Raw genomic sequence first — 23,126 nt, 5'->3', positions numbered from 1 at the left:
TATCAAGACCAAACCACAAGCCATAAATTACCATCTCTGACGAATAAGTGTTTTGTTAACCTAATTTCTTTGTCTATTTTTAGCCAAGACCCGATTATGATAAACACGGATTATATGACAAGCGTTTGCGTGCCGTCTTTAAACGATTATAAGATGTCAGCAAATTTGTATAACCGGCAGATAATAACAGGTTCAGCCCTAAGGTTCAGGATGTAAATTCAGCATATGAAACTGATCGAGCGATACATCCTGCGCCGCGTAGGAATAATGTTTCTGGCCGTGTTCTGCGCGGCCATCGGCATTACGTGGACAGTGCAGGTATTGCAGCGCATCAACTTCCTGACTTCCAGCGGCCAGTCTCTGGCAACAGCCATCCAGTTTTTCTCGCTGTTTATTCCCTCCGTCATCCCTCTGGTGATGCCGTTTGCACTGGTGATTGCCATCACGCAGACACTCTCCACCATGAATCAGGATTCGGAGCTGGTGGTCATCAATGCCTCCGGCAGCCCGCGCACGGCCGTTATCCGGCCGGTATTGCTGTTTGCTGCCATGCTTGCGGTTATTTCATTTCTGGTTGCCAATTTCGTCGATCCTTATGCACGCTATAATATGCGTTCCATGCTGGCCAATGCGAGCGCAGATTTGATCAATGTGGTTGTGCAGGAAGGCAGCTTCCGCAGATTGTCCGATAATCTCTATGTGCAGATTGCCGAGCGTAAATCAGACGGCAGCATCGGCGGCATGTTCATCGCCGATTCCCGCGATGCCAATACGGATCTGGTTTATTATGCGCTGGATGGCGCTATCGCCAATAATAATGGCAATGACGTTCTGCTGATGAATAATGGTGAGATTCAGCGCCGGGAAGTTAAAACCGGCAATGTTTCCATCATCAAATTTGATCAATATGCTTTTGACCTGAGCCAGTTTACAGATACAGGCGGTGACATGGTTCTTTATGCCAAAGACCGTCACCTGTCCTATCTCATCAATCCGGACAAGAATGACCCGATTTTTCAGACCAAGCCACTGCAATATCGCGCGGAACTGCATAAACGTCTGACAAACTGGCTTTATCCTTTCGTTTTCGCCATGATTGCTCTGGTTCTGGCTGGCGATGCGCGTTCCCATCGTGAAGCGCGAGTTTCCGCTTCCTTCTCGGCGATCTCGCTGTCACTGATCGTCTATTGGGCCGGATATTTTGTGTCTGACCGCGCTGAGAAGAATCTGAGCTATGTGCCGGTCATGTATCTTATTCCGCTCGGTGTCATTGCGGTCTGCCTCTATGCATTGTTCAGCGGACGCTCACTCAGCCTGCCGACCTCATGGTCGGACAGGATTCAGGACATAACCGAACAATTAACAGCCCGCCTGCGTCCGCTTTATGAGCGCTTTGCCGGCAAGAAAAATACATCAGGAGGTCAGTCATGATCGGCTGGACGCTCGGACGCTATTTTTTCATGCGCTATGTGCAAACCACGCTGTATTTTCTGCTGGGTATTTTTGCATTGTCGCTGCTGCTCGATTTTACGGAAAATGCCAGCAAGCTCTCCACCCTCCCCGATTATTCGGCATGGGCGGCACTCGGGCTTTCCGCGATGCGCATTCCCTTCATCATGCAGCAGGTTATTCCATTTGTGGCCCTGTTCTCTGCCATGGCCACGCTGATTTCGCTGAACCGCCGCTATGAACTGGTGGTAGCGCGTTCAGTCGGTGTTTCCGCATGGCAGTTTCTGCTGCCTGCCTGTCTTGGTGCCTTCCTGTTCGGCCTCATCACCATTTTCATCATTAATCCGCTTGCGGCTTATGGTTTTGAAAAATCGCTGGAAATCAGCACGCGCTGGCAAAACGGCAATGTTAATCAGGCTACAGCGCTGCGCGATCCATGGCTGCGCCAGAAATTTGATGAACAGGAAACCATTATCGGCGCCAAGGGCATTCTCGCACAGGGAACGCATCTGACCGGTGTCAGCTTCTTCGTCTTCAATGAAGACAAGACAATCAAAGAGCGTTTTGACGCCCGTGATGCTCAGCTGGAAGACGGTTACTGGAACCTGACCAATGTGACCCATATTGTCGAAGGTCAGGAACCTAAAGAACTTTTATCCACAAAGATTCCGACCCAGTTAAAACCGGAATTTCTCGAAGAAAAACTTTCTTCGCCCGACACGATTCCATTCGTGCAATTGCCCCGTAAGATTGAAGTCGCCCGCTCTTTCGGCTTTTCGGCCACCGCTTTTGACATGCAGTTCCAGTCTTTGCTGGCTTTGCCTGCTCTTTTGATGGCCATGACGCTGATTGCTGCAACAGTCTCATTAAAATTTGTGCGTTCCGGCCAGTCCGGAGCAATGATTCTGGGTGGCATCATTGCCGGGTTCGTGCTTTATGTCGTAACTGTACTTGCCAAAGCCTTTGGCACGGCAGGATTCGTGCCGCCATTTGTAGCGGCATGGGTACCGGTATTGATTGCAACATTTTTTGGAATCTCCTTTTTGCTCCATAAGGAGGATGGTTAGTGGGATTGAGTAGCTCCCGCACGGTAGTATCTGAGTACTTCACGCGTCTGGCACGCGGGACAGCTCTGGCGTGCATTTTTTCCACCTCTGTGATCATCTCCATGTCTTCCGTGGCTTACAGTCAGGAAGCAGCGCCTTCTGACGACTTCGGTAGCCAGTATCAGACCAATCCTGATGCCAAGATGCTGCTGCAGGCAGACAATCTGATTGTCGACCGCGATCAGAATACAGTCACCGCAGCGGGCAATGTTCAGATTGAATATGACGGTAACCGTCTGGTTGCGCGTCAGGTTGTCTATAACCAAAAAACCAAACGCATGGTTGCTAAAGGCAATGTTGAAATTGTCGAAAAAGACGGCAACCGCATTTATTCTGATGAAATCGATGTAACGGATGATTTCCGCGATGGCTTTGTAAACGGCCTGCGCGTTGAAACCGTTGATGACACACGTTTTGCAGCGGAAAGCGCGGAACGCAGTCTCGGTGAAATCACCACATTTAATAATGGCGTTTACACCGCCTGCCGTGCCTGTGAAAAAGATCCGAGCAAGCCGGTTCTCTGGCAGGTTAAAGCCAAAAAAATTATCTGGAACGGCACCAAGAAAACTGTCCGCTTTGAAGGCGGCCGTTTTGAAATGTTCGGCAAGTCGCTTTTTGCCCTGCCTGCTTTCGAAATTGCTGACCCGACCATCAAGCGCAAGAGCGGCTTCCTGTTCCCGAGCTTCCTCTATAAAGACGAGCTGGGTTTCGGTATGCGGGTGGGCTATTTCTGGAATCTGGCTCCGAATTATGACATCACCACTTATGGCACAGGCCTGACAAAACAGGGCTTTTTAAGTGAAACCGAATGGCGTCACCGTCTTGAAAACGGCTCTTATAATATCCGCGTAGCGGGTATTTATCAGGCGAAGCCGGGAGAGTTTGGCTCCGCAACAGTTGATGCGCAAGAGCGTTTCCGCGGCATGGTTGCCTCCAAGGGCGACTTCAAAATCAATCCGCGCTGGAGCTTCGGCTGGGATGTTATCGCCCAGACCGACAAGAATTTCAGCCGTACCTATAAAATCGGCGGTTATAGTAATGAATCGCTGACATCAAATGTCTATTTGCGCGGTATATCCGGTCGCAATCATCTGGATATTAACCTGTACAAGTTCAAAGTTCAGGAAGATGTGCTGAACGATATCGTTAATCCGAATACAAATTCGCCTTATGCTGTTGATTCAAAACAGCCTTGGGTACTGCCAAGTGTTGATTACCTCTATACTGTTCCGGGTTCTGTCTATGGCGGCGAACTGACCATTACCAGCAATCTGCAGGGCATTTATCGCGAAACATCTGATACGATTTATCAGAACGGCGCTGCCCGCTTCCTGAATGGCATGAAGGGCACCAGTGCCCGTCTGACAACGGAAGCAGAATGGAAACGGACTTTCATCACCGAGCAGGGTCTGGTCATTACCCCTCTCCTCGCTCTGCGTGGAGATGCGATTGGCATCAGCACCAATGATACATTCGGTACTGTGAATGAAATCCGTTCGCAGGCTTTCCGCGGCATGGCAACTGCCGGTCTGGAAGTTCGCTGGCCGATCCTGTTCTCCTCAACCAGCATGACACAAGTGCTGGAGCCGACAGCGCAGATTTTTGTTCGCAATGACGAGCCTTATGCCGGCCGTCTGCCGAATGAAGATGCACAAAGCTTTGTCTTTGATGCGACCAGTCTTTTCCAGCGCGACAAATTCTCCGGTTACGACCGCGTTGAAGGTGGCACTCGCGCCAATCTTGGTCTGCGCTATTCCGGCAATATGAATAATGGCTGGTCCATCCATGGTCTTGCCGGTCAGTCCTTCCAGCTGGGTGGCCTGAACTCCTTTGCCGAAAGCGACTTTGCCGGTGCCGGTGCGGATTCCGGTCTTGAAGGCAAGCGTTCTGACTATGTTGCAATGCTTGGTATGTCCAACAATTCCGGTCTCGCTTTTGCGGCACGCGGACGCTTTGACAAAGATAATTTTGAAGTCAAGCGCGGTGAAGTGGAAGCCAGCCACAGCGGACAGATTGTTCAGGCCTCGGTTAAATATGCCTATATTGCCAAGCAGCCGGATTATGGCTACGCGAATGATCGTCAGGAAGTCAGTCTGAGCGCTTCAACACGCTTCAAAGAAAACTGGCGTGTGTTTGGTTCCGGTACCTATGATATCGTATCAGAAACTCTGGTACGTGCTCAGTCCGGTCTGGCCTATGATGATGAGTGCTTCACCTATTCGATGGCCTATATTCAGACACGCAGTCCGGGTCAGGATAAGATTTCCCACTCGGTCGGCTTCAATATTTCCTTCCGTACATTGGGCGATCTGGGCAGTTCATTCTAAGCCCGTTTGACAATCAGAAATTATATTACGGCCTGCTTTATGCGGGCCGTAATTTTATCCAGAGCGGTTTACGCCCAGATTGGATTATAGCGCTTGCTCTAGATTCTTTATTTGGTCGCGGTAAAGCGGGCACCGATTTCCCGATAACGACATGCGTAAAACCGTGGATATAATTAAACGCGATATGCTCTGAACCTGCGTTTTGCACGCAGTTTATTTCATAAACGCATCATAAAATCGTACGATTTACACTCTAATCCTCATTCGGAACGCATCTGTATATCGGAATACAGCAATGCAAACAGGGGATAATGGCAGCAATCACACAGGCTTTGACTGTGGAGAATAAAGATTGTCTGCGTAGTTTTAGATAAGAGCGGGTATAAACGGGGTCGAAATTCGCTGTTTTCATGCATTCTTAAACAGATGAGAGATTGTTTCACTGCAACTGCTCATCTATACAAGAATGAAAATCCTGACAGGATGTGACAACAGAAGTCATTTTATCTATTACTTCTCCCTATCAGGAGACGATCACGTCCTGAGGCACGGAACGGGAAACCAGGTATGAAATTTGCTACTATGAGCATGAATTTTAATAAACGCATTCTGGCTGCTGTGTTTGCCGGTACTGTTGCAATGACAGCTTTGAGCGTGACGGAATTTACCGGCACTGCCAAAGCGGCCGAAATTAAAGTGATCGTCAACAGCAACCCGATTACCAATGTGGATATTGCGAACCGCGCTGCCTTCCTTAAATTGCAGCGCCGCGGCGGCAATCTCAACAAGCAGGCTCAGGATGAGCTGGTTGAAGAAATGCTCAAACGCGTGGAAATGAAATCACGCGGCATTGTCGTTTCGGATCAGGAAATTGAAACTGCCTATGCAGGCTTTGCCTCGCGTAACAAAATGAGCGTTGCGCAGCTTAACCAGCTGATGAATCAGGCCGGTATCACGCCGAAGCATTTTAAAACCTTTATCATGGTGCAGATGGGCTGGAGCCGTGCGATAGGCGCCCGCTTCCGCTCCGAAGGCATGATGAGCGAGCAGGATGCTGTTCAGCGCATGCTGAAGGATGGCGGTAAAAAGCCTTCAACCAGTGAATATACATTGCAGCAGGTGATTTTCGTTGTACCTGCCGCCAGCCGCTCGGCAGGCACGATGGCGAAACGCCGTTCCGAAGCCAATGCTCTGCGCAACCGCTTCTCCAGCTGTGAAACAACACGTTCCCAGACCAAGGGCATGCTGGATGTGACCGTGCGTGATCTCGGCAAGCATCTGGAACTGCAATTACCGCCGGAATGGTCAAAACAGTTGAAAGCAACAGCTGTAGGCCGTCCGACAGCGGTTCAGGATACGGATAAAGGCGTTGAATTCCTCGCCGTCTGTGCCAAGCGCACTGTATCGGATGACCGTGTTGCACAGCTGACCTTCTCCATGGAAGGCACCGGCAGCAATGCGGATCAGGAAAAGAAAGCTGAAGAAATCAGCAAGAAATATGTCAAAGAACTGCGCGAAAAAGCGAAAATCGTTAATCGCTAACCCTGAAAAAGCCACGCAGAGATTATTCTGCGTGGCTGATCTGATTTAAGTATTTTTCTGTTTACGGCCTCATTACACAGCAGAACCGGAGCATAAAATGGTTTTTCCGCAGCATGGAGAGGCTTCCATAGCACCGGTTGCTCTGAGCATCGGCGACCCGTCCGGTATCGGACCGGATATTGCCCTCACCGCATGGGCGCAGCGGGAAAAGCATGCGCTGCCTCCGTTTTTCATCCTTGCCGACCCGTCCTTGCTGACAGCAAGAGCCAGACAGCTCGGGCTTGATATTCCTTTCAGCATCTGCCAGCCGTCTGAAGCAACACAGCGCTTTTGCCATTATCTGCCTGTTGTACCTCTGGCCAACCGGCTAACTGATAAGCCGGGCGTGCCGCAGACCGCCAATGCCGCCGGTATTATCGAAGCGATTGAACGCGCCACACATTATGTGCTTGATGGTCAGGCCAGTGCAGTCACAACCTGCCCTATTGCCAAGAAACCGCTTTACGAAGCCGGTTTTGGTTTTCCGGGACATACGGAATTTCTTGCCCATCTGGCTTCCCGTCATCTTGGTGTTGAAGTGCGCCCTGTCATGATGCTCGCAGGCCCGCAATTGCGCGCTGTGCCGGTGACAATTCATATTCCGCTGCATAAAGTGCCGGAAGCACTGACAACAGCTGCGATCATTGAAACCATCCGCATTACCGATCATGATCTGCGCACACGTTTTGGCATCAAAAATCCGCGCATTGCAGTCTCCGGTCTCAACCCTCATGCAGGTGAAGGCGGAGCGCTCGGCCATGAAGATGATGCTGTGATCCGCCCTGCTATCGAGCAGCTCAAAAGCGAAGGCATCAATATTCGCGGGCCGCTGCCTGCGGATACAATGTTCCACAAACAGGCGCTGACAACCTATGATACGGCAATCTGCATGTATCACGATCAGGCACTTATTCCTGCCAAAGCGCTGGCTTTTGATGAAACGGTCAATGTAACACTCGGCCTGCCTTTCATCCGCACCTCTCCCGACCACGGGACTGCTTTTGACATTGCAGGACGCGGCATTGCCCGACCGGACAGCCTGATCGCCGCGCTTAAACTGGCCGCAGAACTGGCACATAATCATAAACGGACACAAGACTGAATGAGCATTGATAATCTGCCGCCACTGCGTGATGTGATTGAACGTCACGAACTGAATGCCAAAAAATCCCTCGGCCAGAACTTCCTGCTCGATCTCAACCTGACATCCAAAATTGCCCGACAGGCCGGTGACCTACAGGATCAGCCGGTGATTGAGGTCGGCCCCGGCCCCGGAGGCCTGACACGCGCTATTCTCGCTCAGGGCGGCATTGTCACGGCAATCGAACGTGATGAGCGCTGCCTGCCCGCGTTGGAGGAAATCGCTGCGGAATATCCGGGGCGTTTACGTGTCATTTCCGGTGATGCTTTGCAGCAGGATTTTAAGGCGCTGTTTCCTGATCCGGCCAAAAAGCCGAAAATCATTGCCAACCTGCCTTATAATGTCGGCACGCAATTGCTGATCGGCTGGCTGCTGAGTGAGCCATGGCCGCCTTTTTACAGCTCGATGACCCTGATGTTCCAGAAGGAAGTTGCCGAGCGCATTGTTGCCCGTGCCGGTGATGATGCCTATGGCCGTCTTGGTGTGCTGGCCGGATGGCGTACGCAGTCTAAAATCGCTTTTGATCTGCCGCCACAGGCTTTCACACCGCCGCCGAAAGTCACGTCTGCCGTTGTGCATATGATCCCGCGGGAAGAGCCGCTGGCCTGCCCGCCGCAGCTTCTGGAGCGGGTAACACAAGCGGCATTCGGGCAGCGCCGCAAAATGCTGCGCCAGAGCCTCAAGCCGCTTGGTGGTGAAACCCTGCTCAAAAAAGCAGGCATTGATCCGACGCGCCGTGCAGAGACGCTCAGCGTCGAAGAATTTGTGCATCTGGCAAACCAGCTCTGAGATATAAAAAAACCGCCTTACGGCGGTTTTTCTTTTCAGACGTATTGAGAACTCAAGAAGGCTGCTCTTCCAGCAAACCATTGACGAATTCAAACAGACCCGGACGACGGTCGCGGCGCAGACGCTCAGCCATAACAATGGACTTCACAGCGGCATAGGACTGGTTCAGATCTTCATTGATAACAATGTAATCATATTTGCTCCATTTCTGGATTTCAAAACGCGCATTGTTCAGACGTGTTTCAATCACTTCAGGCGTATCTTCCGCACGGCGGTTCAGACGCATCTGAAGTTCTTTCATGGTCGGCGGCAGAATAAAAATCGATACGACATCGGCCGGCATTTTGGCCTGAAGCTGTTCCGCGCCCTGCCAGTCAATGTCAAACAACATGTCACGGCCATCTGCCAAGGCGTTTTCCGCAGTCTCACGCAGCGTTCCGTAATAATTGCCATGCACCTCTGCCCATTCAATCAGGGCATCGCTGTCACGCAGGCGCTCGAATTCACGCACGCTTTTAAAATGATAGTGAACGCCCTCAATCTCGCTGGCGCGACGCTGACGGGTTGTCACGCTGACAGACAGGGAAAGATCCATATCACGGTCTTCCAGCAACAAACGTGCAATCGTTGACTTACCCGCGCCTGACGGCGAAGAAATGACCAACATAAGGCCGCGTCGTGCGACAGCATTTTCCACGAAGGAGATGGCCATAATCTATTCTGCTCCAGATTCTCTATTCACTGCTATGTCTGATATCATTGCGCCGCAATGATGTCTCTTTTGTTCTCTCTTTTCACAGCAATTGCGGCGTTTTTTAGTTATTAAAGCATTACCTGATCTTCACTATACGCGGAGCGGAAACGCTTGCAATCTTTACTATTCGAGGTTCTGAACCTGCTCGCGGAACTGATCGACAACCGCTTTCAGCTCAAGGCCGATTGCAGTAATGCTGGCCGCATTGGATTTTGAACACAGCGTATTGGTTTCGCGATTGAATTCCTGCGACAGGAAATCGAGCTTACGCCCCGCAGGGCCGCCGTCGCTGAGCAATTTATGCGCCGCAGCCACATGCATATCCAGCCGGTCAAGCTCCTCCTGAATATCCGCTTTGGTGGCAAGAAATGCTGCTTCCATATGCAGACGCTGTTCGTCCAGCACAATGGCCGTACTGCGATTGCTGTTCATGGCATCCAGCAGCAATGCCACCTGCCCTGCAAGACGCTCACGGATCGCTTCAGCACTGCGCGACGTATCCTGACGCGCCTGCACTGCCAGTTCCGCAATCCGGTCAACATGGCTGCCAAGCAGATCGGACAGGCGCTTGCCTTCCTGCAAACGCATCAGTTTCAGCGCATCCAGTGCTTCATCAAAGGATGACAGCAATGCGGCTTTCAAAGCCGCTTTACCTGCATCGTCGCTCAAGGCCTGCGGCGGCTCCAGAATACCGCGTAAATTCAGAACGGCATCCACACTGGCAGGTGCCAGACCATATTGGTTTTGCAACTGCTGCGCTGTCTGCATAACCTTGCTCAGCAAAGCCTCATTGATAACCAGCGCTGTCTGCGCCTCCGGCTCTTCAATTGTCAGGCTGACCTGAAACGATCCGCGGGCAAAAATGCGCCCCAAAGCCGTGCGCAATTGCAGTTCAAGATCATCAAAACCATTCGGAATGCGAAAGCGGGCATCAAGCCCTTTACCGTTCACACAACGAATTTCCCAGCTGATCCGTGTCTGCGCATTCTCATCCGCCCCCGACATGAATGTCGCTGTGTGGCGGGCGAAACCGGTCATGCTCTGTACTGTCATCTTAAAACCCGTTATCTGCGCCGTTTATCTTTAAGCGGCTTTTGCAAAAATGCCGTCCGGATGGCCGGACGGCATCATATTTTATCTGTATCTTTAATTACAAGCTTTACGGAGCCGGCGTTGGTGCAGTGCCGTTTGTTCCTGTTGCCGGATTTTCCTTGCGCTGACGCTCAACCTCACGCCATTTACGCACATTTTCATTGTGCTCTTTCAGCGTTGCCGCGAAGACATGACCACCGGTACCGTCTGCCACGAAATACAGGTCCTGAGTATCCAGCGGATTAGCGACGGCTTCCAGAGCATCGCGTCCCGGATTGGCAATCGGTGTCGGCGGCAGGCCTTTGATAATATAGGTATTATAGGCAGTTTCTTTTTCGATATCCGACTTATAGATCGGGCGGTCTGCAGGTTTGCCGCGTCCGCCGAAAATACCGTAAATAATTGTCGGATCGGATTGCAGGCGCATACCGGTATTCAGACGATTTACGAAAACCGAAGCCACATGCGGACGCTCGGATGCCACACCGGTTTCCTTCTCAACGATGGAAGCCAATGTCACAAATTCGTTCTTGTCTTTGACCGGAAGACCGTCACGGCGCTTGGCCCAGACTTCATCCACCAGTTTGGCCTGCGCGGTTTTCAGGCGATTGACCACTTCCTCACGCGGTGTGCCGCGTGTGAAGCTCAGCGTATCTGCTACCAGACTGCCTTCAACAGGCAGTTCTTTCGGCAGGTCGCCGGAAAGCAATTCGCTATTGGCAAGACGGTCGAAAATCTGCTGGACGGTCAGGCCTTCAGGAATGGTCACTGAATGCATCAGCGACTTACCTTCAACAAAGATATTCATAATATCGCGCATGGATGCACGGGCAGGAATGGCATATTCACCGGCCTTCATGCTCTTTTCCAGACCATAAGCACGTGCGCCATAGCGGAAAATCCGCGCATCGGTAATCAGGTCTGCGCGTTCCAGCTGGTCGGAAATTTCAATGATGCCGCTGCCGCGCTTCACAAAGAATGTCGAATCCTGTGACAGCGGCCCTTCAGTCGTGAACTGAACCTTACCGAAATAGAACAAGGCGCCCATGCCGATCACCAGAAAGACCAGCGTAGACAGCATGAAATTGGCAAAAACCACAATCTGGCTGCGCGCATGACGCGAACGCTTGCGCTTCTTCGGCGGTGGCGGTGTACCCGGTTCAGGGCGCAGTGCTTCGCTTGCCGATTTCAGAACCAGTGGCCCTGTTGCCGGTTCAGCCGCATCCGGTACCGCAGGTTTTTCAGCTTGTACGGCAGCTTGCGGCTGAGCCGGTGCCGATGGTGATACCGGAGCTGAAGCAGGCGCAGCTGGTGCTGCGGCGATTTCCGGAGAAACCGGTGCAACAATTGCATTTTCATCGGAGGTGACAGGCTTATGCGCGCTCGCAGAAGCAGCGCTCCCCGCATGAGATGGTGACGCACTATTCTGAACAGCGCTATCAGAAACGGCAGGCTGACCAGCAGATTTATTTTCAGATGATTGGTCTGACGTCACACTTACACTCCGGTTCAACCCGACCCGATGGCAATGAAAACCAAGGGCCTGAGCCGATTAATCTGTATTTTTAGTTTCTTCACTCAGTGGGCACAATAATTGCGGCAAAAGCACGAATGTCGCAACCCGTGAACAAAGCTTTCGACAGAAAGAATCCATATTTAAGAGAGTATTTTGATCTGAAATACGGATTGCCTGCGTCTGTTGTTCAAAAACGGCCTCACCCGTTGCGGTACAGGCTCTTAATAAAAGGCCGCCTTCACTGAAAGCGGCCTTTTCATTCCATCAGCTAAATGCTGTATCAGGCCTGATAGCGGCGCAGGATCAGCGAAGCATTGGTGCCGCCGAAGCCGAACGAGTTCGACACAGCAACATCAATCTGACGGGCGCGCGGCTTGTGCGGCACCAGATCAATCTTGGTGCTGACCGACGGATTGTCGAGATTGAGTGTAGCAGGCGCAATATTATCGCGGATTGCCAGTGTCGAGAAAATCGCTTCTGCCGCACCGGCTGCACCGAGCAGGTGACCAATCGAGGATTTGGTCGAAGACATGGAAATCTTCGAGGCTGAATCTCCGACAACGCGTTCAACTGCTGCCAGTTCGAGCGTATCAGCCATGGTCGATGTGCCGTGAGCATTGATATAATCAACAGCATCCGGTGTGATTTTGGCGCTGCGTAACGCGGCTTCCATGCAGCGCTGTGCGCCTTCACCGTTCTCGCTTGGCGCAGTGATGTGATAAGCATCGCCGGACATGCCGTAACCGATCACTTCCGCATAGATTTTCGCACCGCGTGCCAGCGCATGTTCCAGCTCTTCCAGAACCACAACGCCTGCACCTTCACCCATAACGAAACCGTCGCGGTCTTCATCATATGGGCGCGATGCCGCGGTCGGATCATCATTCCGCTTGGTGGAGAGCGCTTTACAGGCAGCAAAACCGGCCAGAGAAATACGGCTGACCGGCGATTCTGTACCACCGGCAACCATTACATCGGCATCGCCGAAAGCAATCATACGGGCAGCATCACCAATAGCATGTGTACCGGTTGCACAGGCTGTGACCACGGAGTGGTTCGGGCCGCGCAGCTTGTGCTTGATCGAAACATGGCCGGAAGCCAGATTGATCAGGCGACCCGGAATGAAGAAAGGCGAAATACGGCGCGGACCTTTGTCGCGCAGCGTATAACCGGCTTCAACAATACCTTCAATACCGCCGATACCGGAACCGATCAGCACACCGGTGCGGATCTGGTCTTCATCGCTTTCCGGATGCCAGTTCGCATCATCCAGTGCCTGATCGGCAGCGCCGACCGCATAGACGATGAAAGGATCAACTTTGCGCTGTTCCTTCGGTTCCATATAGAGATCAGCGTTGAATGTGCCGTCCGTGCCATCGCCGACAGGAATACGGCAGGCAATCTGACAGGCAAGGTCGTCAACTTCGAATTCGGTCACGCGGCGCGCTGCGCTTTGGCCGGCGAGCAAACGCTTCCAGGTTTCTTCAACACCATTTGCCAAAGGTGACACCAGGCCAAGACCGGTAACGACGACTCTTCTCATATGTATCCTTCCCTGCACCTGACCCTGTTTCTCGCTGGTCTTCGCCAGCGGCAGGCGGCACAGATTAATCAACCGCGTAATATCTCGACCGGAATCGATCAAGGGTTAGAATTACGCAGAATTAATAGATTGTTACAGCGCTTTTGTGGAGTGGTTAATTACAGATCCGCAAACAGAACTGTCTGACCGGCATAAAGGCAGTAAAAACATTGCCTGAGCCTTATTCAAATATTTTCCGCGCTTCAAACGATAAGGGCCGGAAGATATGATCTTCCGGCCCGATATCTGCCTGCCGATTATACAAATAATCAGGCAGAAGCTTTATCGATGAATTTAACAGCGTCGCCGACCGTCAGGATGGTTTCAGCTGCATCATCAGGAATTTCTACGCCGAATTCTTCTTCGAAAGCCATTACCAGCTCAACTGTGTCCAGGCTGTCTGCGCCCAGATCATCAATGAAGCTTGCGCCTTCAGTTACTTTATCGGCATCTACGCCCAGATGTTCAACAACGATTTTCTTGACGCGTTCTGCGGTGTCGCTCATGTCGGACCTCGACCTGTTAATACCATAGCCTTGGTAGCGGCATGGCTGATTGTAATCAAGTGTTAAGATAACTCACCATTGCAACATTCATCACAATGAAAAGCATCCTGTGGATATTCCTACTGCATAATGCCTGAAACAGAAATGCATTTCAGACGCATTATACAATATATTTCAGTTGCAGCGATTTAACTGCTGCGCCGTTGAAGCGCAATCATATTTTATCACTGCAGCCGCCACGAAGCATAAAACATGCAGCGCAGCAATATTCGGGGCATTATCACGGTTCTGCTGTTTGGCAAAGTCCATTTTAACAAGCAACCACAGCGAAACAGAGCAAAAACCGTTAAAACAACAGAAAAAAGAGCTTTATTGCTGTATTATCAGCTTTTTAAAGTTCTTTTATTCATCATTATTCCGGCCGGAACCGTTCAGAAACCGGCCGGATCTTCATCAGATCATGGCCATACCGCCATTTACGTGCAGGGTCTGACCTGTCACATAAGCGGCTTCATTACTTGCCAGATAGACAACGGCCGATGCAATTTCCGACCCCTGCCCCATGCGCTTCATCGGGATAGCCGACATGATTGTGTCTTTTTGCTTCTCATTGAGCTTGTCGGTCATAGCCGACTCAATAAAGCCCGGAGCAACGCAGTTCACAGTCACATTGCGCGAAGCAATTTCCTGAGCCAGCGATTTGGAGAAGCCGATAATACCGGCTTTTGAAGCGCAGTAATTGGCCTGTCCCGGATTACCGGTTACACCGACGATGGATGTAATATTGATAATACGGCCAAAGCGGCGGCGCATCATCGGATGGGTCAGTTCGCGGGTCAGGCCGAATACGGAAGTCAGGTTCACTTCGATCACCGCATCCCAGTCTGCATCGCTCATACGTACAAACAGACCATCACGGGTGATACCGGCATTATTGACCAGAATATCGACGCCTTCGAGCTGCTTTTCCACAGCCTGACCAAGCGCCTTCACTTCTTCACGGTCGGAAAGGTTCGCAGGGAAGATATAAGCGCGTTCGCCCAGCTCTTTGGCCAGCGCTTCCAGCTTTTCAACGCGGGTGCCGTGCAGAGCAACAATAGCGCCCTGTGCATGCAGCGCGCGAGCTACTTCTTCACCGATACCGCCGGTTGCACCGGTTACGAGAGCCTTACGGCCAGTCAGATCAAACATGAAATCCTCTTGAATCTGATACGCGGACAATCCTCGTCCGCTTTATAACATTATTTTCAGCGCTTCAAAATCTGAGCGATTACGCCAGCAGCGTCTGCATCTTAAGTTATGCAAGCAGAGCTTGCAGGACAGCATCAATCTCTTCAGCAGTGCCGACAGTCACACCGGTTACATCTTTGGAGATGCGGCGTGCTAAGCCGGTCAGCACTTTTCCGGAACCGACTTCATAAAGCGTTGTTACGCCGTGGCCTGCGAACCATTCAACAGTCTCGCGCCAGCGTACCTGACCTGTGACCTGTTCAACCAGCAGATCAGCAATTTCAATAGGATCCTTAACCGGAGCAACACGCACATTGGCGATTACCGGCACAACAGGTGCCTGCTTATTAACAGTTGCCAGCGCTTCACGCATTGCATTGGCAGCAGGAGCCATCAGGCTGGAATGGAATGGTGCGGAGACCGGCAGCATGATTGCGCGCTTTGCACCGCGCTCAGATGCCAGTTTGGCAGCCAGTTCAACAGCAGCTTTGGAACCGGAAATAACCAGCTGGCCGCCGCCATTATCATTAGCGATCTGGCAAGAGCCTTCTGCGGAAGCCTGTTCGCAGATTGCAAAAACATCAGCATGTTCAAGTCCGATGATTGCAGCCATGGCGCCTTCACCGACAGGCACGGCAGCCTGCATTGCATTGCCGCGGATACGCAGCAAGCGGGCAGTATCGGAAATGGAGAATGTACCGGCAGCGCACAGAGCCGAATATTCGCCGAGCGAATGACCGGCAACATAAGCGACTTTATCCTGCAGCTTCAGCCCCTGTGATTCCAGCACCCGCATAACAGCCATTGAAACTGCCATCAGCGCAGGCTGGGCATTTGCTGTCAATGTCAGCAGGTCTTCCGGCCCTTCAAACATCAGGGTTGAGAGTTTTTCACCGAGCGCATCATCAACTTCTTCGAAAACAGCGCGCGCTTCCGGATAGGTTTCAGCCAAAGCCTTGCCCATACCGACAGCCTGACTGCCCTGTCCCGGAAATGTAAATGCTACAGTCATTAAAGCCTCTTTATTTTGTATCTGTGTTTGGCGATCCGCACACATATATATTATATTGCCTCTGCGGATACGATAAAATTATCTATAACTGCAACGCCCTGTGCCTTTCAGCCGCTTTCAAGTCAAGTCTTTGCGCCTGAAAACCCGTATACGCCGCTGCGATAACCCGTGTTTTTGCCTGCATAAGCGGCACAACGCGCATAGCTTTGCTTTTGCCGGTTGCAAAATCCTCAAAAAGCCACTAATAGGCACTCGTCATTGTCCGGCATCAGCTGGGGGCTGAACGGAGGCCGGATTTAAATATCCGGAGAAATTCTAGCGATTTCAACCTCCCGTGTCTCCGCTCTCGATCGTCTCGACCCGCGTCCTTTCTTCTCCGTTTTACGGATATAGACAAGTCGCAGAGGCTTAGCCGTTGATCCGGATGGTGGTTTTTTGAAGAAAGGCAAAGACAATGGCTCTTTATGAACATGTGATCCTTGCCCGACAGGATATCTCGCAGCAGCAGGTTGACGCACTGGTAGAACAGTACAAGGGCGTTCTTGAAGCTAACGGTGGTAAAGTCGGGAAAATCGAAAGCTGGGGACTGCGTCCTCTGACTTATCGTATCAAAAAGAACCGTAAAGCTTACTACACACTGGTAAACATCGATGCTCCTGCTGCTGCAGTTGCTGAAATGGAACGCCAGATGCGTATTAACGAAGACGTTCTCCGCTTCATGACCATTCGTGTTGAAGAACACGAAGAAGGCCAGTCAGCAATGCTGAGCCGTCGTGATGACCGTCGTGAACGTGAAGACCGTTTCGGCCGTGATGACGATCGTCCACGCCGTCCGCGTCGTCCACGCGACAACGAATCTGCCGGTGAAGGAGAAGAATAATGGTTGATATCAATCAGATCCCGACCCGTCGTCCGTTCCATCGTCGTCGTAAGACCTGCCCATTCACAGGTCCTAACGCACCGAAGATCGATTACAAGGATATCAAACTCCTGCAGCGTTACATTTCTGAACGCGGCAAGATCGTTCCTTCCCGCATTACAGCTGTAAGCCAGAAGAAACAGCGCGAACTCGCAAAAGCGATCAAGCGTGCACGTTTCCTCGGCCTGCTGCCATATGTTGTGAAATAAGATTTTTGATTCGGGGTGTGTCCGCACACCCCGGTTCATACCTTCAGAAATAATGATTTGTGGCCGTAAGGTCAGGTTGGGAACAGAGCGCTGAAGCGATCGTTCTCTAACTGCAACCGGAAACTTCCGGGCAGGACAGCAGGATTAAGATGAATTACAATAGCAAACATATCGGAACCGGTGTTCTTGCGGGGCTTGCAGCCGCGCTGCTGGCGTCCGGCGTGCTGGTTCAAAGCGGCCTTGCTATGGTTCTCTATGTCCTCACCCCTCTTCCTATTTTTATCGCCGCCCTTGGCTGGGGTACTGCCGCAGGTTTGATTGCCGCCGCCACAGCGAGCATTGCCGTTGCGATTTTCGCCGCGCCTATGGTTGCGGTTCTGATTGCTCTCACCAGTTTCATCCCTGCTGCAACCGGCGCTTATCTTGCCGGTCTTGCGCGGCCTGCTCAGGAACTGGGCGGCCCTAAAGATGCACTGGTATGGTATCCGCTGCCGGACATTATGTTCCGCCTCGCACTTCTGATTTCTGTCAGCTTCATCATCGTCGGCTCGATTATCGGCTATGGCGAAGAAATGGTGCGTGAACTGACCGGTGCGATGATTGCAAGCCTGCAGGCCTCTGATCCGCAGTTCAATGCAAGCGACGATTTCCGTGAAATGCTGCAGCAGTTTCTGCTGTTCGGTCTGCCTGCCATTCAGGCTGCAACCAGCCTGATGTTCCTGACCGCTAATTTCTATCTCGCGCTGCGCATCACTGAACGCTCCGGCGTGCTGCGCCGCCCGCGCGATAACTGGCCTGCAACATTGCGCATGCCGCGCCCTGCTCTGCTGGTTTTCGCACTGACCTTTGCCGGTTCCATGTTCCTGTCCGGCCCTGCAAGCATGATCGCCACCACTTTCGCCGGTGCGCTTGCTGCGGGCTTTATCATGGCCGGTCTGGCAATTATTCACTGGCGGACACGCGGTGCCACATGGCGTCCGTTTGCGCTGTGGCTTGCCTATTTTCTGCTCATAATCTTCGCATTCTCTGCACTGATCTTTCTGGTATTCGGCCTGCTCGATACATCGCGCGGCGCTCCGCTCTCCAAAGATCCGTCTCAGAATTCATAACCATAAACACATTCAGAACTTAAACACTCAAGGAATAGTCCAATGAAAGTTATCCTGCTTGAACGCATCAGCCGCCTCGGTCAGATGGGCGATACTGTTACTGTAAAAGACGGCTTTGCCCGTAACTTCCTGCTCCCGCAGGGCAAGGCACTGCGTGCCAACGAAGCCAACATGGCTCGTTTTGAATCCCAGCGCGCTCAGCTCGAAGCCCGTGATCTGGAACGCAAGACCGAAGCACAGGCCGTTGCTGACAAGCTGGACGGCAAGAGCTTCATCGTTGTTCGCTCGGCTGGTGAAACCGGTCAGCTGTACGGTTCGGTTTCGACACGTGACGTTGCTGATGTTGTAACTGCTGAAGGCTTCTCGCTGAACCGCAACCAGGTTGACCTGAACCACGCGATCAAGACAATCGGCATTCACACAATCTCGATCGTTCTGCACCCGGAAGTATCGGCCACAATCACCATCAATATCGCACGTACAGCTGACGAAGCTCTGCGTCAGGAAAAAGGTGAAGATCTGTCGACTGCTGCTGCTATCTACGGCATCGAAGAAGAGCCTCTGGCTGAAGAAGTTTTCGACGAAGACTTCGATGGCGAAGAAAACGCATAATCAGCGTTTTCCTACAGATTTCGTATCTGAAAGGCTGCACCGGACATCCGGTGCAGCTTTTTTATTGCCCGTTTATTTATGAAACCATCACGCGAAAATGATTACACTCTCCGTAATTATTTCTGCCCCGCTCTTTCCAGAACAATAAAACCGGCTATTCTTAAAGCGCTGTACCGTGTTTAGCTCTTTGTATTGACGCATTATCCAGCGAAAACCGCTTTGCACTTTTTCTGGAAATGCTCGAAAGGCGGATACAGGCGCGGAAACTCGCCGCTTCATTCGCCGCTCAACCGGTTCTGCAAGATCGGAGGAGGATGAGACATGAGTAGCATGCTGCATTCGGTTCTGAACAAGCTGATCTCAAGCGGCGATCTTAAAGTACAATTTGCCGATGGCACGACACACACTTACGGCAACGGCACTTCGCCGCATGTCACGCTTGCCTTTCACAACAAAGCTGCGGAAAGAGCGATCGCTCTTGATCCGGAACTGAAGCTCGGCGAATGTTTCATGGACGGAGATATCAGTTTTCCGGAAGGCGATATTTACAGCTTTCTCCGGCTGGTCTTTGAGAATACCGGCCCCACGGCGGCAAAAGAGCCGTGGATGCGTATCCTAACCAGACTACGCAAAATTTTCAGACCATTACAGCAAATGAACACGCTGGCACGCTCTTCCAGAAATGTGCAACGGCACTATGATCTGAGTGGCGAACTGTATGATCTGTTTCTTGATCCCGATAAGCAATATTCCTGCGCTTATTTTGAAACGCCACAGACCAGCCTTGCGGAAGCACAACTGGCCAAGAAGCGGCATATTGCGGCCAAGCTGCAAATCAAGCCGGAAGATAAATTACTGGATATCGGCTGCGGCTGGGGTGGTTTAGGTCTGTATTTTGCAGAATTTCTTGATGCGGATGTTACCGGTGTAACCCTGTCTCAGGAGCAGTTCCAGATTGCCAATCAACGGGCAAAAGCGCGCGGGCTGAATCAACAGGCACAGTTTTTGTTGCAGGATTATCGCGAGCTGAACCAGCAATTCGACCGGATCAGCTCTGTCGGCATGTTTGAGCATGTAGGTGTTACCCATTATGCTGAGTTTTTTCAGCAGGTTGCGCGATTGCTAAAACCGGATGGTTCCATGCTGCTGCACTCTATCGGTCGCAGTGACGAGCCTTCCGTCACCAATCCGTTTATCCGTAAATATATTTTCCCCGGCGGCTATATCCCCTCCCTCTCGGAAGTCCTGCCGCATATTGAAAATGCGGGACTGATTATAACGGATATCGAAATTCTCCGTCTGCATTATGCGGAAACGCTCAAAGCATGGCGTGAAGCTTTCATGGCAAACCGCGATAAAGCAAAAGCCATTTATGATGAGCGTTTTTGCCGGATGTGGGAGTTTTATCTGGCAGGCTCTGAATCCGCCTTCCGCTGGCAGAATATGATGGTGTTTCAGATACAGCTTGCACACAGACAGGATGCCGTGCCGCTGACCCGTAATTATATTGAGCAGGAGGAAAAGCGGCTTAAGCGACTGGAAATGCGTAAATTCAAAGCCTGCAATGATAGCAGCAGCGAGAAAGCCAGCCCGAAACATCTGGTTTATTAAAGCAGCGGTCAACAGCTGCAGTTTTGTGACAAATTGACGACACTCTGTTACTCATAAAGTTTTTATCAAGAGATTGTGAAGTTCCGGCGATTGCACCGCTGGTGCGCTTCAGACATTTATCTGTTTGCTTTTACGCGCTCTTTTACCTGAAACCTGCATCGCATCTTTCGGAGCGCTGTTGTTTCAAGGGATAAATATCTGATGCCCAGCGTGCAAACCAAGCTGCACCCACGCCTGAATAAAACAACCCTGCTTGTCTTATCAGCAGGATTACTGGTTCTTCTCGCTTCCTATCCGCTGGCATTCATTCTCCCTGCATGGACATCGTGGGAAAACGGCCCTGTTGAAAATGCTCAGGCAATATTGCTATTTCTGGGTATGATACAGGCACTGATTTTTCAAAAATCCGACAGTTCAGACTGGAAATGGTTCTGGCGCGGTGCGGCATTGATCTGGTTTATCTGCGCAGTTCGGGAATTGAGCTGGGGTGCGGTTTTCCTTGAGCCAATCAGCCTTTCCGAGCTTGGCCCTTTCTTCTCATCACGCCAGCTCTGGTACAAACCAGCCATCATGCCGGCATTGATTGCCTCTGTTTTGCTGTTAGCGGTTCTGATGCTAAAAAACGGCTCGCATAAATTGCTCAAACCATTGCAGCAATCCGGCGGGTTGCCATGGGGTGCATTTTTGCTGGCAACGCTGTGCATGATGATTTCAACGGCAGCAGAAGAGCATCTTGGTCTCACAACCGGCCTGACCGGTGCAGCCGCTCAAAACCTTGAAGAACTGAGCGAATTGGCAGCCTATATTTTTCTTCTGACCGGACAGGTCCAGCTCCGCTACCACCAGTCTTTGCTGGCGACTGCGGACTGATCCCGTTAAAAGCCCCCACGCAACGACTATCTGACAGGCAGTTCTTGCAGCTGCAGCCTGTGAATCGCTGTGAATCATGGTATAGCCGCTTCAACTGCACCGGCAGATTGTTTACACTCATATTTCAACAGACTCTGATGTCCGGCTTTTCGCCGGATAATTCCCGCTTGATTGCGGCAAAGGATCCAGAACTTTATGGCTGACGCGACTGTTCACAAACTTGAAGAGACACGGGACACCCAGAATTCGCTTTACCGCGAAGCCCCGAACAATATCGAAGCGGAACAGGCTCTTCTCGGCGCGATTCTGATTAATAATGATGCTTTCTACCGTGTTTCGGACTTTCTGAAGCCGCCGCATTTTTACGACCCGCTGCATCGCCGTATTTATGAACTGGCGTCTGAACTGATCCGCGTCGGCAAAATGGCCAATCCGGTGACCATGAAAACCTTCCTGCCTGCCGATGATAAAGTCGGCGACATGACCGTGTTTCAATATGTGGTGCGCCTTGCCGCTGAAGCGGTAACCGTTATCAATGCGGAAGATTATGGCCGCGCGATCTATGACCTTGCCACACGCCGCTCGCTGATTGGCATCGGTGAGGAAATGGTCAATGTCGCCTATGATGCGCCGGTCGATATGGCACCGCGAAGCCAGATTGAAGATGCCGAACGCCGCCTGTTTGAACTGGCTGAAACCGGTCGCTATGACGGCGGTTTCCAGCCTTTCAACGAAGCCGTTAAAACCGCGATTGATCTCGCGGGTGTAGCCTTCCAGCGTGACGGGCACCTCTCCGGTGTTTCCACCGGTATCCACATGCTGGATGGTAAGATGGGTGGCTTGCAGTCTTCCGACTTGATCGTGCTGGCGGGGCGTCCGGGTATGGGTAAGACCTCCCTTGCCACCAATATCGCCTTCAATATTGCTGCGGCCTATCAGGGTGAACAGCTGGCAGACGGCTCAATGAAAGCCATCAATGGTGGTGTGGTCGGCTTCTTCTCGCTCGAAATGTCCGCCGAACAGCTGGCAACCCGTATTATTTCCGAGCAGACAGAGGTTTCCTCGTCCAAAATCCGCCGCGGTGAAATCTCGGAAACCGATTTTGAAAAGCTGATCGCCTGTACGCAAACGATGCAGCGTATTCCGCTCTATATTGACCAGACCGGTGGTATCTCCATTGCGCAGTTGTCTGCGCGTGCCCGCCGCCTCAAGCGTCAACGCGGCCTTGATTGTCTGGTGATTGACTATATTCAGCTGATGACCGGTTCGTCCAAAGCCTCCGCGCAGAACCGCGTGCAGGAAATTACCGAAATCACCACAGGTCTTAAAGCCCTTGGCAAAGAGCTGAACGTGCCGATTATTGCGCTGTCACAGCTCTCCCGTCAGGTAGAAAACCGCGAAGACAAACGCCCGCAGCTCTCCGATCTTCGTGAATCGGGTTCCATCGAGCAGGATGCGGACGTTGTGCTCTTCGTGTATCGTGAAGAATATTACGTCAAAAACCTTGAACCACGCGACGAATTCGATCCGAAATATGACGAGTGGAAAATGCACTTTGAGAAAGTCAAAGGCACGGCAGACGTTATCATCGCCAAACAGCGTCACGGTCCTACCGGTACTGTAAAGCTTGCCTTCCAGTCGGAATTCACGCGCTTTACCGATCTGGCCGAAGGCACTTATCTGCCTGAACAATATGACGACCACTGAAAGA

The 23,126-nt window shown here is 51.6% G+C and carries 20 protein-coding genes; 13 read left to right on the top strand and 7 right to left on the bottom strand.

Annotation, left to right across the window (positions count from 1 at the left end):
* Positions 1-225: 225 nt before the first annotated feature.
* From lptF to rsmA, 6 genes are all read left to right on the top strand, one after another.
* Positions 226-1,431, top strand: a complete 1,206-nt coding sequence (gene lptF / locus JNC80_RS10895; RefSeq protein ID WP_075654634.1) for an LPS export ABC transporter permease LptF — start codon at positions 226-228, stop codon at positions 1,429-1,431.
* On the top strand, positions 1,428-2,516 hold the full coding sequence (lptG, locus tag JNC80_RS10890) for an LPS export ABC transporter permease LptG (protein ID WP_225687496.1): 1,089 nt from the start codon (positions 1,428-1,430) through the stop codon (positions 2,514-2,516). The genes lptF and lptG overlap by 4 nt, the downstream gene beginning before the upstream one ends.
* On the top strand, positions 2,516-4,882 hold the full coding sequence (locus tag JNC80_RS10885) for an LPS-assembly protein LptD (RefSeq protein WP_376710320.1): 2,367 nt from the start codon (positions 2,516-2,518) through the stop codon (positions 4,880-4,882). The genes lptG and JNC80_RS10885 overlap by 1 nt, the downstream gene beginning before the upstream one ends.
* A 588-nt stretch (positions 4,883-5,470) precedes the next feature.
* Positions 5,471-6,424 (top strand): SurA N-terminal domain-containing protein, encoded by a 954-nt coding sequence (locus JNC80_RS10880; protein ID WP_028233922.1) that lies wholly within the window; start codon positions 5,471-5,473, stop codon positions 6,422-6,424.
* A gap of 97 nt (positions 6,425-6,521) precedes the next feature.
* A complete protein-coding gene (gene pdxA, locus JNC80_RS10875; protein ID WP_075654631.1) occupies positions 6,522-7,565 on the top strand; it encodes a 4-hydroxythreonine-4-phosphate dehydrogenase PdxA in 1,044 nt (347 codons plus the stop codon).
* On the top strand, positions 7,566-8,393 hold the full coding sequence (rsmA, locus tag JNC80_RS10870) for a 16S rRNA (adenine(1518)-N(6)/adenine(1519)-N(6))-dimethyltransferase RsmA (RefSeq protein ID WP_376710319.1): 828 nt from the start codon (positions 7,566-7,568) through the stop codon (positions 8,391-8,393).
* 52 nt (positions 8,394-8,445) lie between these two features.
* On the opposite strand, the gene gmk is transcribed toward rsmA, so the two are convergent.
* The 7 genes from gmk to fabD all read right to left on the bottom strand — a co-directional run bounded on the left by gmk (position 8,446) and on the right by fabD (position 16,085).
* A complete protein-coding gene (gene gmk / locus JNC80_RS10865; RefSeq protein WP_075654629.1) occupies positions 8,446-9,105 on the bottom strand; it encodes a guanylate kinase in 660 nt (219 codons plus the stop codon).
* Between the two features lie 165 nt (positions 9,106-9,270).
* A complete protein-coding gene (locus JNC80_RS10860) occupies positions 9,271-10,200 on the bottom strand; it encodes a YicC/YloC family endoribonuclease (protein WP_376710318.1) in 930 nt (309 codons plus the stop codon).
* Between the two features lie 106 nt (positions 10,201-10,306).
* Complete coding sequence (gene mltG / locus JNC80_RS10855) at positions 10,307-11,563, bottom strand: endolytic transglycosylase MltG (protein ID WP_376710391.1); 1,257 nt, start codon at positions 11,561-11,563, stop codon at positions 10,307-10,309.
* Between the two features lie 472 nt (positions 11,564-12,035).
* Positions 12,036-13,298, bottom strand: a complete 1,263-nt coding sequence (gene fabF / locus JNC80_RS10850; RefSeq protein WP_151158030.1) for a beta-ketoacyl-ACP synthase II — start codon at positions 13,296-13,298, stop codon at positions 12,036-12,038.
* Between the two features lie 308 nt (positions 13,299-13,606).
* A complete protein-coding gene (locus JNC80_RS10845; protein WP_002963616.1) occupies positions 13,607-13,843 on the bottom strand; it encodes an acyl carrier protein in 237 nt (78 codons plus the stop codon).
* Positions 13,844-14,296: 453 nt separating this feature from the next.
* A complete protein-coding gene (fabG, locus tag JNC80_RS10840; protein WP_376710317.1) occupies positions 14,297-15,034 on the bottom strand; it encodes a 3-oxoacyl-[acyl-carrier-protein] reductase in 738 nt (245 codons plus the stop codon).
* A gap of 106 nt (positions 15,035-15,140) precedes the next feature.
* A complete protein-coding gene (fabD, locus tag JNC80_RS10835) occupies positions 15,141-16,085 on the bottom strand; it encodes an ACP S-malonyltransferase (RefSeq protein ID WP_376710316.1) in 945 nt (314 codons plus the stop codon).
* Between the two features lie 454 nt (positions 16,086-16,539).
* On the opposite strand from fabD, the gene rpsF reads away from it, so the two are divergent.
* The 7 genes from rpsF to JNC80_RS10800 all read left to right on the top strand — a co-directional run bounded on the left by rpsF (position 16,540) and on the right by JNC80_RS10800 (position 23,122).
* On the top strand, positions 16,540-16,965 hold the full coding sequence (gene rpsF, locus JNC80_RS10830) for a 30S ribosomal protein S6 (protein WP_022712183.1): 426 nt from the start codon (positions 16,540-16,542) through the stop codon (positions 16,963-16,965).
* Positions 16,965-17,213 carry a 30S ribosomal protein S18 gene (gene rpsR, locus JNC80_RS10825; protein ID WP_022712184.1) on the top strand — a complete coding sequence of 83 codons (249 nt, stop codon included), beginning with the start codon at positions 16,965-16,967 and terminating at the stop codon, positions 17,211-17,213. Before rpsF ends, rpsR begins: the two co-directional genes overlap by 1 nt.
* Positions 17,214-17,362: 149 nt before the next feature.
* Positions 17,363-18,322: a DUF2232 domain-containing protein gene (locus JNC80_RS10820; RefSeq protein WP_022712185.1), complete on the top strand. Its 960-nt coding sequence runs from the start codon at positions 17,363-17,365 to the stop codon at positions 18,320-18,322.
* Positions 18,323-18,364: 42 nt separating this feature from the next.
* Entirely contained in the window at positions 18,365-18,934 is a 570-nt protein-coding gene (gene rplI, locus JNC80_RS10815; protein WP_022712186.1) for a 50S ribosomal protein L9, read from the top strand.
* 321 nt (positions 18,935-19,255) lie between these two features.
* A complete protein-coding gene (locus JNC80_RS10810) occupies positions 19,256-20,545 on the top strand; it encodes a cyclopropane fatty acid synthase (RefSeq protein WP_376710315.1) in 1,290 nt (429 codons plus the stop codon).
* Between the two features lie 201 nt (positions 20,546-20,746).
* Positions 20,747-21,415 (top strand): hypothetical protein, encoded by a 669-nt coding sequence (locus JNC80_RS10805; RefSeq protein WP_376710314.1) that lies wholly within the window; start codon positions 20,747-20,749, stop codon positions 21,413-21,415.
* Positions 21,416-21,610: 195 nt separating this feature from the next.
* A complete protein-coding gene (locus tag JNC80_RS10800) occupies positions 21,611-23,122 on the top strand; it encodes a replicative DNA helicase (RefSeq protein WP_075654624.1) in 1,512 nt (503 codons plus the stop codon).
* Positions 23,123-23,126 lie beyond the last annotated feature (4 nt).

Origin of the sequence: Pseudochrobactrum lubricantis (assembly GCF_041929865.1) — a bacterium.
GTDB lineage: Bacteria > Pseudomonadota > Alphaproteobacteria > Rhizobiales > Rhizobiaceae > Pseudochrobactrum > Pseudochrobactrum saccharolyticum.
This window is presented reverse-complemented; position numbering and strand designations above follow the sequence as displayed.